This window comes from Streptomyces sp. NPDC004327 (assembly GCF_042873935.1).
Taxonomy (GTDB): Bacteria; Actinomycetota; Actinomycetes; order Streptomycetales; family Streptomycetaceae; genus Streptomyces.
Genome location: NZ_JBIAME010000014.1, coordinates 18457 through 31689 on the forward strand (window position 1 = coordinate 18457; position 13233 = coordinate 31689).

Here is a 13233-nt window from a genome sequence, read left to right on the forward strand (position 1 = left end):
GGCCGGTCGGTGACCTACTGCTACGGCGCGTGGCGGTCGGGGGCGCCCAGGCCCTCGTCGTCGGTGCCGGTCCACTTCTCGAAGTCGTACGGGGCGTCGGGGATCGTCACCATGCTCTCGGCGCGGCCTCCGGCCGGCGCCCGGGGCGCGCCCCGCTCCGTCCCGACGCGGTGTTCCAGATCCTCGACGGTGCGTTCCAGGTCCTGCAGACGGCGCTTGACGGCCGCCAGGTCGTCCTGAACGGACATGGTTGCCCTCACTTCCGCGAGCGACTTCCGCCAGCGCGGGACTCACGCGAGTGTCGCGCGTCACATCCCGCTTGGGAAGCCGTGTGCACGTGATTCCACTCGTCCGGAGCGCCCCGGCGCCCGGGCGATTGGGCCGCACGAGTGGGGTTGGCCGGCCGTGCCGCCGTGTCGCCGTCACCGGATCCGCTCCGTCCTTTTCAGTGTATGAGCAATAGGTGTGATCATCTCCAAATGGCATGAAACTGGACGAAGGGGTACAAGTCATGGCCCAGGTCGGCGCCCCTCGCGGGAGGACGGGCTTCCGCAGCCCCCGTGCCCGCACGCTCCGCTCCGTCGCCACCCTCGGCAGCGCGGTGCTCGCCCTCGCCGTGCTGGCCGGATGCAGCTCCGGCGACAGCGGCGACGAACCGCCGGCCGCCGCCCAGGACGACGCCCCGGCGACCCGGGACAAGATCGCCGACGGAGGGACCCTGCGCTGGGCCGTCGACGCGCTGCCCACCACCCTCAACGCGTACCAGGCCGACGCCGACGCCACCACCGCCCGCATCGCCGGCGCCGTACTGCCCGCGCTGCACACCCTCGACGAGCGCGGCCGGCCGCAACTCAACCCCGACTACCTGGAATCCGCCCAGGTCATCGAGACCGAGCCCAAGCAGGTCGTGCTCTACAAGCTCAACCAGCAGGCGGTGTGGAGCAACGGGCGCGAGATCGGCGCCCCCGACTTCGTCGCCCAGTGGCGGGCGCTCAGCGGCCGCGACACCGCCTACTGGACCGCCCGCAACGCCGGCTACGAGCGGATCGAGAAGATCGAGCGCGGCAAGAACGACCTGGAGGTCCGGGTCACCTTCGGCAAGCCGTACGCCGACTGGCGCGCGCTCTTCACGCCGCTCTACCCCAAGGAGGTGACGGGCACCCCGGCCACCTTCAACGACGGCGCCAGGCCCGCCCTCGCCGCCACCGCGGGACCGTTCCTGCTGAAGGCGATCGACCGCCCGGCCGGCGTCATCACCCTCGTCCGCAACCCGCGCTGGTGGGGCCGGAGCGCCAAGCTCGACTCCCTCGTGCTGTCCGTCGTGCCCCGCGCCGAGCGCGCCACCGCGCTCGCCGCCGGCAAGCTCGACCTCGCCGACATCGACCGGTCCGTCGCCGAGCGCATCGCGCTCGCCGTACGGGACGCCCGGGCCGGCCGCGGCGGCGCGCAGACCCTCACCCACGGGCCCGGCTCCGCGATCACCCCCGCCGCCGCCCTGAAGTCCTGGGCGCTCGCCAACGGCTCCGACGAGGACAAGGCCGCCGAGGTGCAGGCCGCCCGGGAGAAGAACCAGCAGGCCATCGCGCGGTACGCGGCGGAGCAGAGCGGTCTTTCGAAGTTCGTCGTCCGCAAGTCCCTGGAGCCCGCCTACACCCAGCTCTCCCTCAACGGGGAGTCCGGGCCGCTCGCCGACGAACGGGTCCGCCGCGCCGTCGCCCGCGCGATCAACCGCCAGGAACTGGCCGACACCGTCCTCAAGCCGCTCGGCCTGCCGGCCAGGCCGCCGGGCAGCCACCTGGCCCTGCTCGGCCAGCCCGCCTACGCCGACAGCAGCGACGCGCTCGGCGACCAGGACACCAAGGAGGCGCGGGCGCTGCTCGCCGACGCCGGCTGGGTGCCCGGCGGCGCGCTGAAGAAGCCGGCCGCCGGCACGAAGGCGGGCAGCGAGGCCGCGAAGAAGGGCGCCAAGGGCGCCGCGGCCGCCACGAAGAAGAGCGACGACAAGGGCGACGACAGCCCCTCCGACGAGGGCCTCTACATCGTCGGCGACGACAAGCCCGGGGACACCAGGCCCGAGAACGGCACCGGCGCCCTGGCCCCCGCGCCCGGCGCCGCCCGCCAGGGCGAGGCCCTGCTCCGCCAGGCCGAGGCCCTCGACACCGGCGCCGGCTCCCCGGGCAGGTCCCAGGCGAAGACCGGCACCCGGCCCGAGGCCCAGTCGCAGGTCGAGGCGCACCCCGCCCAGCCGGTCGCCGGCGCCTACGCCCCGCGCGGCAGCGCCGCCCCGGCCGCCCCCGCCGCCGTGGACGCCGCCGCGCAGGCGCTCGGCAAGGACGGCAAGCCGCTCAGCCTGCGCTTCGTGCTGCCGTCCGGGCCCGGCTCGGAGGCGCTGCGGGCGGTCGGCGACCGGATCGTGCGGATGCTCGACGCCGTGGGGATCCACACCGAGGTGACCAAGGTCTCGGACGACAGCTTCTTCAAGGACCACATCGCCTCCGGCGACTACGACCTGGCCCTCTACTCCTGGCCCGCGACGGCCTTCCCGGCCACCGACGCCCGGCCCATCTACGCCAAGCCCGAGCCGGCGTCCGACGGCTCGCTGCTCGTCGAGCAGAACTACGCCCGGGTCGGCACCGACCGCATCGACCAGCTGTTCGACCAGGCGGCCGCCACCCTCGACGAGGCGGAGGCCCGTGACCTGGTCCGGCAGGCCGACGCCCGGATCTGGGCCGCGGCCGGCTCCATCCCGCTCTACCAGCGCCCGCAGCTGGTCGCCGCCAAGCCGGACGTGGTGAACGCGGGTGCCTTCGGCTTCGCCGCCCCCCGCTACCAGGACATCGGCTTCAAGAAGCCGGAGTCGGCGCGGGGCGCGGAACGGAACGCGCGGAAGTAGCGCATTACCCGAAAGTAACCGAAAGACCAAATCGCAAGCTCAGAAGCAGCTCAATTTCCTTGCCCGCCGGTACTGCCGGCGGGCAGGATCATGTTCGCCCCTTGACCCGGCAGCGTTCACCCGCAGGACCCCTCCCCACCCCTGAAGCACGGCCCAAACCCCCTAGTAGACCCTCTCGGATCCCTCCGGGGAAGCCCCTTGCGCGGCGGCCCCGTACCATAGGACATAGCCGTGGCGCGTCCGCCCGGCGGGCGTAAGAGGAACTGACGCCGCATCCCACGATCCGAGAGAAGCGCAAGCCACCCATGCCCACGCGCCACGACATCCGTAACGTCGCCATCGTCGCCCACGTCGACCACGGCAAGACGACCATCGTCGACGCCATGCTCAAGCAGGCCGGTGCCTTCGCCGCCCACCAGCAGCTCGACGACCGCATGATGGACTCGAACGACCTGGAGCGTGAGAAGGGCATCACGATCCTCGCCAAGAACACGGCGGTGAAGTACCACCCCAAGGACGGCGGGGCCCCGATCACGATCAACATCATCGACACCCCCGGCCACGCCGACTTCGGTGGCGAGGTCGAGCGCGGTCTGTCGATGGTCGACGCCGTCGTCCTGCTGGTGGACGCCTCCGAGGGTCCGCTGCCGCAGACCCGTTTCGTGCTGCGCAAGGCCCTCCAGCAGCGCAAGCCCGTCATCCTCTGCATCAACAAGACGGACCGCCCGGACTCCCGGATCGACGAGGTCGTCAACGAGACCTACGACCTCTTCCTCGACCTGGACGCCGACGAGGACCAGATCGAGTTCCCGATCGTCTACGCCTGCGGCCGTGACGGCATCGCCTCGCTGACCAAGCCGGAGAACGGCACGGTCCCGCAGGACTCGGACAACCTGGAGCCGTTCTTCTCCACCATCCTGGAGCACGTCCCGGCCCCGTCCTACGACGAGGAGGCGCCGCTCCAGGCGCACGTCACCAACCTGGACGCCGACAACTTCCTCGGCCGCATCGCGCTGCTCCGCGTCGAGCAGGGCGAGCTGCGCAAGGGCCAGACGGTCGCGTGGATCAAGCGTGACGGCACGATCTCCAACGTCCGCATCACCGAGCTGATGATGACCGAGGCGCTCACCCGCAAGCCGGCCGAGGTCGCGGGCCCCGGTGACATCTGCGCCGTCGCCGGCATCCCGGACATCATGATCGGCGAGACCCTGGCCGACCCGGAGAACCCGATCGCGCTGCCGCTGATCACGGTCGACCAGCCGGCCATCTCCATGACCATCGGTACGAACACCTCGCCGCTCGTCGGCCGCGGTGGCACCGGCAAGGGCGCGGACGCCAAGTCCGCCGTCAAGGACCGCAAGGTCACCGCCCGCCAGGTGAAGGACCGCCTGGACCGCGAGCTCATCGGTAACGTCTCGCTCCGCGTCCTCGACACCGAGCGCCCGGACGCCTGGGAGGTCCAGGGCCGTGGTGAGCTCGCGCTCGCCATCCTGGTCGAGCAGATGCGCCGCGAGGGCTTCGAGCTGACCATCGGCAAGCCGCAGGTCGTCACCAAGGAGATCGACGGCAAGATCCACGAGCCCGTCGAGCGCCTCACGGTCGACGTGCCCGAGGAGCACATGGGCGCCGTCACCCAGCTCATGGGTGTCCGCAAGGGCCGCATGGACAACATGTCGAACCACGGCTCCGGCTGGGTCCGCATGGAGTTCGTCGTTCCGTCCCGTGGCCTCATCGGCTTCCGTACGGAGTTCCTCACCAACACCCGTGGCACGGGCATCGCCCACTCGATCCACGAGGGCCACGAGCCGTGGTTCGGCACGCTGACGACCCGTAACAACGGTTCGCTGGTCGCCGACCGCGCGGGTGCGGTCACCGCCTTCGCGATGACCAACCTCCAGGAGCGCGGCGTCCTGTTCACCGACCCCGGCACCGAGGTGTACGAGGGCATGATCGTCGGCGAGAACTCCCGCTCCGACGACATGGACGTGAACATCACCAAGGAGAAGAAGCTCACCAACATGCGCTCCTCCTCCGCCGACTCCTTCGAGGCGATCGTCCCGCCGCGCAAGCTCTCCCTGGAGCAGTCCCTGGAGTTCTGCCGCGACGACGAGTGCGTCGAGGTGACCCCGGAGGCCGTGCGCATCCGCAAGGTCGTCCTGGACCAGAAGGAGCGCGGCCGCTCCGCCTCGCGCGCCAAGAACGGCTGATCGACGGCTGATCGACGGCTGAGCGACGGCTGATCGAGCGGAAGCTCACATTCAAGGGCTCGGCCCCCCGCACCACGTGCGGGGGGCCGAGCCCTTTTCAACTTTTCGTCAAGTCGGTTTGGTCTCGGGGCCGTCCGGATATCGGTCGTCGCTCTCCGGAACGTGTGTTAACGGTCCGTTTCGTCGCTGTCTGTCTGTGCTCGCTTTGTCCGGATTTCGGTCTTGGGTGGCTTGGCGATGTTGTCAAAACGAGACCACTTAAGTGTGGTTTACAGCCCGGACGTACTTAATAGTTGGCTCCATTGAGCTCGGGTCAATGGGTCACGCACTGTGGGGAGTGCCGACTCACGAGCACACTCGAGGCACTTGAGTGCAACGCCGTCAGGGGTGTCGGCAGCGCACATGGAGTGCCTCTCTTGTAGTGACAAAGTGGACTCATGAGGAGGAACCCATGCGCGGTGCCAAGAGCGCCAAGTGGGTAGCGGGCGCGATCGTTGTCGCCCTGGCAGCGACCGCCTGTGGCGGGGGCAAGAGCGACGGCGGCTCCGACGCGAAGGGCAAGGTCGACCCGAACGGGATCTACTCGATCGAGCTCGGTGAGCCGGAGAAGCCGCTGTACACCGGTGACACGATGGAGTCCAACGGCTCCGCGGTCATGAAGGGCCTGTACTCGAACCTGGTCGACTACAAGGCCGACGGCTCGCTCCAGATGGTCAACGCCGAGTCGGTCACCTCGACGGACTCGAAGACGTGGACCGTCAAGCTGAAGCCGGGCTGGACCTTCCACGACGGCACTCCGGTCACGTCCAAGTCCTTCGTGGACGCGTGGAACTGGAACGCCAACATCAAGAACGCCATGGGCCTCTCGTCCTGGTTCGCCGACATCAAGGGCTTCGAGAAGGTCCACCCCGAGGACGAGAAGGCCAAGCCGACCTCGGACAAGCTCGACGGTCTGAAGATCGTCGACGACAACACCTTCACGATCGAGCTGACGAAGCCGGTTCCGTACTTCGCGCACAAGCTCGCGTACATCGCCTTCGCGCCGCTGGCCGAGTCCTTCTACAAGGACCCGAAGGCCGCGGGTCAGCACCCGGTCGGCAACGGTCCCTACAAGTTCAAGAGCTGGGACCACAAGAAGCAGATCGAGATCGTCCGCTTCGACGGCTACAAGGGCCCGGACAAGGCGAAGAACGGCGGTGTGGTCTTCAAGAACTACACCACCCTCGAGGCCGCCTACGAGGACCTGAAGTCGGGCAACGTCGACGTCCTGCGTCAGCTGGCCCCGAAGGACCTCCCGGTCTACCGTCAGGACCTCGGCGACCGCGCCGTGGACCAGCCGTACTCGGCCATCCAGACCATCGCCGTCGCCTTCTACGCCGACCAGTGGAAGAAGCCGAAGCAGGTCGACCCGCGCGTCATCCAGGGTCTGTCGATGGCGATCGACCGCGCCACCATCACCAAGACGGTGCTCAACGGCACCCGCGAGCCCGCCACCGGCTGGGTCGCCAAGGGTGTCCTGGGCTTCCAGGAGAACGCGGCCGGCGACATCACCAAGTTCGACCCGGCGAAGGCCAAGGACCTGATCAAGGCCGGCGGCGGCGTCCCGAACAACAAGATCTCCATCCAGTACAACGCTGATGGTGGTCACAAGGAGTGGGTGGAGGCCGTCTGCAACTCCATCCAGCAGGCGACCGGCGTCCAGTGCGTCGGCGACGGCAAGCCGGACTTCCAGGCCGACCTGACGGCCCGTAAGACCAAGCAGGTCAAGTCCCTGTACCGCTCCGGCTGGGTGCTCGACTACCCGGTGAACGCCAACTTCATCTCGGACCTGTTCCGTACGGGTGCGGGCGGCAACCAGGGTGACTTCTCCAACAAGGAGCTGGACGCCAAGATCGCGGCGGCCGACAACACCAAGACGCTGGACGAGTCGGTCAAGGCGTACCAGGCCATCGAGAAGGACCTGGTCAACTACATGCCGTCCATCCCGCTCTGGTACTACAAGGTCAACGCGGGCTACTCGGAGCGCGTCTCCGGCGTGGCGTACGGCCAGGACGGCGACCCGATCCTGACCGGCGTCGAGGTCAAGAAGTAATCACCCAAGCGTAGTCCGCTCACCGAACGCGGAGTTGACGGGATGTCAACTCCGCGTGCCGGTGCCTTACGCAGTGGCTGGGGGGCCCTTCCACGACATCAGCCTGCCCGGAAACGGGCATGCTGTCGGGGGAGGGCCCGTCGGCTGCGGCCGTCACATCTCAACGGAGGCATGATGGGGCGCTATGTCGCACGACGACTGCTCCAGATGATCCCGGTCTTCCTCGGGACAACCCTGCTGATCTTCCTCATGGTTCACAGCCTGCCCGGCGACCCCGTGCTGGCGATGTTCGGTGACAAGGGCGCGGATCCCGCGACCCTGGCCGCGAAGCGCCATGAGCTGGGTCTCGACAAGTCGCTGCCGGAGCAGTACTTCGTCTATATGCGGGACATGGTCCTGCACCTGGACTTCGGCACCCAGATCCGCAACGGTCGCCCGGTCACCGAGGTGCTCGGAGACGCGTTCCCCGTCACGCTCCAACTGGCTGCCCTGGCCTTCGCGTTCGAGCTCATCTTCGGCATCGGCCTCGGCATCATCGGTGGTCTGAAGGCCGGCAAGCTCGCCGACAACGCGATCCTGATCCTCACCCTGCTGATCATCTCGATCCCGGTCTTCGTGCTCGGCTTCATCATCAAGATGGTCTTCGCGTTCAACCTGGGCTGGATCCCGCCGAACGTCAGCAACGACGTGCAGTGGAACGAGCTGATCGCCCCGGCGATCGTGCTCGGCGGTCTGTCCCTCGCGTACGTGACCCGACTGACCCGTACGTCCATGGCGGAGAACCTGCGCGCCGACTACATGCGCACCGCCGTCGCCAAGGGTCTGCCGAAGCGCCGCATCATCGGTGTGCACCTGATGCGCAACTCGATGATCCCGGTCATCACCTTCCTCGGCACCGACATCGGCGCCCTCATGGGCGGTGCGGTCGTCACCGAGAAGATCTTCAACATCAAGGGCATCGGCGGTCTGATCGCTGAGTCGATCTCCCGTCGCGAAGGCACGACCCTGGTCGGCCTCGTCACCATCCTGGTGATCGTCTACCTCGTCACCAGCCTGCTCATCGACCTGCTGTACGCGGTCCTGGACCCGAGGATCCGGTATGCCTGACGTGACCAAGACCGCCTCCGCCGTCGAGGACGCCGTCGCCGCTCCGGCCGAGGCCGCAGTCGCGACGCCGGCCAAGCAGGAGAAGGCCCGCTCCCTGTGGGGCGACGCCTGGCGCGACCTGCGCCGCAACCCGTACTTCATCGTCTCCGCGGTGCTGATCCTCTTCCTGCTGACGATCGCGACCTTCCCGGGCCTGTTCAGCTCGGCCTCGCCGACCGCCGGTGACCTGGTGAAGCACTACCTGGGCCAGCCGGACCTCGGCAACGTCGGCGCGCCCGACTGGCTCGGCTACGACGGCCAGGGCCGCTCCGTGTACGCCCGCATGATCCACGGCACCCGTGCCTCGGTCATCGTCGGCATCACCGTCACCCTGATCGTCACCGTCCTCGGTGGCCTCGTGGGCATGCTCGCCGGCTACTTCGGCGGCATCTGGGACGCGATCCTCTCCCGGATCACCGACATCTTCTTCGGCATCCCGTTCCTGCTCGGCGCCATGGTCGTCCTGCAGGCCTTCGAGGAGCGCACGGTCTGGGTCGTCGTCGGCGCGCTGGCCTTCCTCGGCTGGACGCAGATGGCCCGCGTCATGCGCGGTGCCGTGATCACGGTGAAGCAGGCCGACTACGTGCACGCCGCCAAGGCGCTCGGTGCCGGCACCACGCGGATCCTCTTCAAGCACATCCTGCCGAACGCCATGGCCCCGGTGATCGTCGTCGCGACCATCTCGCTCGGCGGCTACATCTCCGCCGAGGCGACCCTGTCCTACCTCGGTCTCGGTCTGGCCTCGCCGACCGTCTCGTGGGGTGTCGACATCTCCACCGCCGTCGACCAGATCCGCGTTGCCCCGCACATCCTGCTGTGGCCGTCGATCATGCTGAGCATCACCGTTCTGGCGTTCATCATGCTCGGCGAAGCCGTCCGCAACGCCCTCGACCCCAAGATGCGCTGAGGAGGGCGTACACGTGAGCACCATCGACAAGACCGCGGCCGTCCCCGCGCCGCGCGACGGATCCGACCACACCGGTCCGCTCCTCGAAGTCCGTGACCTGCACGTCGAGTTCCACACCCGCGACGGTGTGGCCAAGGCGGTCAACGGCGTCAACTACTCCGTGGACGCCGGCGAGACCCTCGCCGTCCTCGGCGAGTCCGGCTCCGGCAAGTCCGTGACCGCCCAGGCGATCATGGGCATCCTCGACATGCCGCCCGGCAAGATCCCGCAGGGCGAGATCCTGTTCCGCGGCCAGGACATGCTGAAGATGTCCTACGAGGAGCGCCGGAAGATCCGCGGCCGCAAGATCGCGATGATCTTCCAGGACGCGCTGTCCTCCCTGAACCCGGTCCTCACCGTCGGCTACCAGCTCGGCGAGATGTTCCGGGTGCACCACGGCCTGTCCAAGAAGGAAGCCACGGCCAAGGCCGTCGAGCTGATGGACAAGGTCAAGATCCCCGCCGCCAAGGCCCGGGTCAGCGACTACCCGCACCAGTTCTCCGGCGGTATGCGCCAGCGCATCATGATCGCCATGGCGCTCGCCCTGGAGCCGGACCTGATCATCGCGGACGAGCCCACCACGGCGCTCGACGTGACGGTCCAGGCCCAGGTCATGGACCTGCTCGCGGAGCTGCAGCGCGAGTACAACATGGGTCTGATCCTGATCACCCACGACCTCGGCGTCGTCGCCGACGTCGCGGACAAGATCGCGGTCATGTACGCGGGCCGGATCGTCGAGCAGGCGCCCGTGCACGAGCTGTACAAGCGCCCCGCGCACCCGTACACCCGCGGTCTGCTCGACTCGATCCCGCGCCTGGACCAGAAGGGCCAGGAGCTCTACGCGATCAAGGGCCTGCCGCCCAACCTGCTGAAGATCCCGTCGGGCTGCGCCTTCAACCCGCGCTGCCCCAAGGCCGACGACATCTGCCACACGGAGATCCCGGCCCTGGTGCCGGTCACCGAGCAGGACGGCGGCGAGCTGCCGGGCCGCAAGAGCGCCTGCCACTTCTGGAAGGAGACGATCCATGGCTGACATGACCAAGAACGACACGGCCGAGGGCGTGTCCGAGGAGGCGGCCGTGGCCGCGATCGAGACGCCGGCCAAGCGCGGCGAGCCGATCCTCCAGGTCCGCAACCTGCAGAAGCACTTCCCGCTGACGCAGGGCATCCTCTTCAAGAAGCAGGTCGGCGCGGTCAAGGCCGTGGACGGCGTCTCCTTCGACCTGTACCAGGGCGAGACCCTGGGCATCGTGGGCGAGTCCGGCTGTGGCAAGTCCACGGTCGCCAAGCTCCTGATGAACCTGGAGCGGGCCACCGCGGGCGAGGTCTTCTACAAGGGCCAGGACATCACCAAGCTGTCCGGCCGCGCCCTGAAGGCCGTGCGCCGGAACATCCAGATGGTGTTCCAGGACCCGTACACCTCGCTGAACCCGCGCATGACGGTCGGCGACATCATCGGCGAGACCTTCGAGATCCACCCCGAGGTGGCCCCGAAGGGCGACCGGCGCCGCAAGGTGCAGGAGCTGCTCGACGTCGTCGGTCTGAACCCCGAGTACATCAACCGCTATCCGCACCAGTTCTCCGGCGGTCAGCGCCAGCGCATCGGCATCGCCCGCGGCCTCGCGCTCAACCCGGAGATCATCATCTGCGACGAGCCGGTCTCGGCCCTGGACGTCTCCGTCCAGGCGCAGGTCATCAACCTGATGGAGAAGCTGCAGGACGAGTTCAACCTCTCCTACATCTTCATCGCGCACGACCTGTCGATCGTCCGGCACATCTCGGACCGCGTCGGCGTCATGTACCTCGGCAAGATGGCCGAGATCGGTACGGACACCGAGATCTACGACCACCCGACGCACCCGTACACCCAGGCGCTGCTCTCCGCGGTGCCGGTGCCGGACCCGGACGCCCGCGAGCACCGCGAGCGCATCATCCTCACCGGTGACGTGCCCTCGCCGGCCAACCCGCCGTCGGGCTGCCGCTTCCGCACCCGCTGCTGGAAGGCGCAGGACCTCTGCTCCACCGAGGTGCCGCTGCTCGCCGTCCCGGAGCGCTTCAAGGGCCAGGACACCCCGGCCGCGCACGAGTCCGCGTGCCACTTCGCCGAGGACAAGCCGGTTCTCGCCGTCTGACCCGGCGTCCGTTCCGGCGTCCGGCCGGCCCGGAGCCGCGAAGGCCCCCGGCACCCCCACGGAGGGTGCCGGGGGCCTTCGTACGTCCGGACGCCGTAAAAGTGCACTCCCGTCAATATCGGGTGATATTGGGGCCTAAGTCAGCTTCAGGACATTCGGGAGGCACTCCATGCGCGGAGCCACGCACGCCAAGTGGGCCGCTCTGGCCACCGCCGTCGCCCTCGCGGCGACCGCCTGCGGCGGCGGAGGCGGCGGTGGCGGCGGCGGGGGTGCGAACGGCGTCGTGACCTCGTCGTGGGGCGACCCGCAGAACCCGCTGGAACCGGCGAACACCAACGAGGTCCAGGGCGGCAAGGTCCTCGACATGATCTTCCGCGGTCTCAAGCGGTACAACCCGAAGACCGGCGCGGCCGAGAACATGGTGGCCAAGGACATCACGACCACCGACTCGATGAACTTCACGGTCACCCTCAACAGCGGCTGGACCTTCTCCAACGGCGAGAAGGTCACCGCCAAGTCCTTCGTCGACGCCTGGAACTACGGCGCCAGCCTGAAGAACAACCAGAAGAACGCCTACTTCTTCGGCTACATCGACGGCTACGCCAAGGTCCACCCCGACTCGGGCGCGCCGACCGCCACCACCATGTCGGGCCTCAAGGTCGTCAACGACACGAGCTTCACGATCAAGCTGACCCAGAAGTTCTCGACCTTCCCCGACACCCTCGGCTACGCGGCCTACTCGCCGCTGCCCAAGGCGTTCTACGACGACCACGCCGGCTGGCTCGCCAAGCCCATCGGCAACGGCCCGTACACCGTCGACACCTACTCCCGCGGCTCCCAGATGGTCCTGAAGAAGTGGGACGCCTACCCCGGCCCGGACAAGGCGCAGAACGGCGGCATCACCCTCAAGGTCTACACCGACAACAACACCGCCTACACCGACCTGACGGCCGGCAACCTCGACCTCGTCGACGACATCCCCGCCTCGCAGCTCAAGAACGTCGCCGCCGACCTCGGCAGCCGCTACATCAACACCCCGGCCGGCATCATCCAGACGATCGCCTGCCCGTTCTACGAGCCCGCGTGGAACAAGCCCAACCAGAACAAGCTGCGCCAGGGCCTGTCGATGGCCATCGACCGCAAGCAGATCACCCAGACGATCTTCAACAACACCCGCACCCCCGCCCAGGACTGGACCTCGCCCGTCCTCGGCGAGAAGGGCGGCTTCAAGGACGTCTGCGGCAACTTCTGCGTGTACAACGCGGCCGAGGCGAAGAAGCTCGTCGCCGAGGGCGGCGGCATCCCCGGCGGCACGATGAAGATCTCGTACAACGCCGACACCGGCTCCCACAAGGAGTGGGTGGACGCCGTCTGCAACTCCATCAACCGGGCCCTCGGCAACAACAAGGCGTGCGTCGGCAACCCCATCGGCACCTTCGCCGACTACCGCAACCAGGTCACCCAGTCCAAGCTCACCGGACCCTTCCGGGCCGGCTGGCAGATGGACTACCCGCTGATCCAGAACTTCCTGCAGCCGCTGTACTTCACGGGCGCCTCGTCGAACGACGGCAAGTACTCCAACCCGCAGTTCGACAAGCTCGTCAACGAGGCCAACGCCGAGACCGACACCGCCAAGGCCGTCGGGCTCTTCCAGCAGGCCGAGGGAGTGCTCCGCGACGACATGGGAGCCATCCCGCTCTGGTACCAGAACGGCAGCGCCGGCTACTCGGACCGGATCGAGAACGTGGCCCTCAACCCGTTCAGCGTCCCGGTCTACAACGAGATCAAGGTCAAGTGACGCCCTAGGCCGAGGGCGT

General features: G+C 68.2%; 9 protein-coding genes. 8 read left to right on the plus strand and 1 reads right to left on the minus strand.

All coding sequences use genetic code 11. The features are described 5' to 3' along the window. Positions 1-20: 20 nt before the first annotated feature. Positions 21-248: a hypothetical protein gene (locus ACFYU9_RS35720; RefSeq protein ID WP_389208111.1), complete on the minus strand. Its 228-nt coding sequence runs from the start codon at positions 246-248 to the stop codon at positions 21-23. Between the two features lie 263 nt (positions 249-511). On the opposite strand from ACFYU9_RS35720, the gene ACFYU9_RS35725 reads away from it, so the two are divergent. From ACFYU9_RS35725 to ACFYU9_RS35760, 8 genes are all read left to right on the plus strand, one after another. Next, a complete protein-coding gene (locus ACFYU9_RS35725) occupies positions 512-2893 on the plus strand; it encodes an ABC transporter family substrate-binding protein (protein ID WP_389347816.1) in 2382 nt (793 codons plus the stop codon). A gap of 305 nt (positions 2894-3198) precedes the next feature. Further along, a complete protein-coding gene (typA, locus tag ACFYU9_RS35730; protein ID WP_389208115.1) occupies positions 3199-5100 on the plus strand; it encodes a translational GTPase TypA in 1902 nt (633 codons plus the stop codon). Positions 5101-5551: 451 nt separating this feature from the next. Then, positions 5552-7192, plus strand: coding sequence for an ABC transporter substrate-binding protein (locus ACFYU9_RS35735; protein WP_389208117.1), 1641 nt, complete (start codon positions 5552-5554; stop codon positions 7190-7192). A 174-nt stretch (positions 7193-7366) separates the two neighbouring features. Then, entirely contained in the window at positions 7367-8299 is a 933-nt protein-coding gene (locus tag ACFYU9_RS35740; protein ID WP_389209173.1) for an ABC transporter permease, read from the plus strand. Beyond that, positions 8292-9245, plus strand: coding sequence for an ABC transporter permease (locus ACFYU9_RS35745; RefSeq protein WP_389208119.1), 954 nt, complete (start codon positions 8292-8294; stop codon positions 9243-9245). Before ACFYU9_RS35740 ends, ACFYU9_RS35745 begins: the two co-directional genes overlap by 8 nt. 13 nt (positions 9246-9258) lie before the next feature. Continuing rightward, entirely contained in the window at positions 9259-10317 is a 1059-nt protein-coding gene (locus tag ACFYU9_RS35750) for an ABC transporter ATP-binding protein (protein ID WP_389208121.1), read from the plus strand. Next, complete coding sequence (locus ACFYU9_RS35755; RefSeq protein WP_389208123.1) at positions 10310-11416, plus strand: ABC transporter ATP-binding protein; 1107 nt, start codon at positions 10310-10312, stop codon at positions 11414-11416. The genes ACFYU9_RS35750 and ACFYU9_RS35755 overlap by 8 nt, the downstream gene beginning before the upstream one ends. A 169-nt stretch (positions 11417-11585) precedes the next feature. Continuing rightward, positions 11586-13214 (plus strand): ABC transporter substrate-binding protein, encoded by a 1629-nt coding sequence (locus ACFYU9_RS35760; protein ID WP_389347818.1) that lies wholly within the window; start codon positions 11586-11588, stop codon positions 13212-13214. Positions 13215-13233: the final 19 nt, after the last annotated feature.

Coding starts and splice junctions, on each gene's coding strand:
- ACFYU9_RS35720 (WP_389208111.1), bottom strand. CDS start 248: ATGTCCGTTCAGGACGACCTGGCGGCCGTCAAGCGCCGTCTGCAGGAC.
- ACFYU9_RS35725 (WP_389347816.1), top strand. CDS start 512: ATGGCCCAGGTCGGCGCCCCTCGCGGGAGGACGGGCTTCCGCAGCCCC.
- typA (WP_389208115.1), top strand. CDS start 3,199: ATGCCCACGCGCCACGACATCCGTAACGTCGCCATCGTCGCCCACGTC.
- ACFYU9_RS35735 (WP_389208117.1), top strand. CDS start 5,552: ATGCGCGGTGCCAAGAGCGCCAAGTGGGTAGCGGGCGCGATCGTTGTC.
- ACFYU9_RS35740 (WP_389209173.1), top strand. CDS start 7,367: ATGGGGCGCTATGTCGCACGACGACTGCTCCAGATGATCCCGGTCTTC.
- ACFYU9_RS35745 (WP_389208119.1), top strand. CDS start 8,292: ATGCCTGACGTGACCAAGACCGCCTCCGCCGTCGAGGACGCCGTCGCC.
- ACFYU9_RS35755 (WP_389208123.1), top strand. CDS start 10,310: ATGGCTGACATGACCAAGAACGACACGGCCGAGGGCGTGTCCGAGGAG.
- ACFYU9_RS35760 (WP_389347818.1), top strand. CDS start 11,586: ATGCGCGGAGCCACGCACGCCAAGTGGGCCGCTCTGGCCACCGCCGTC.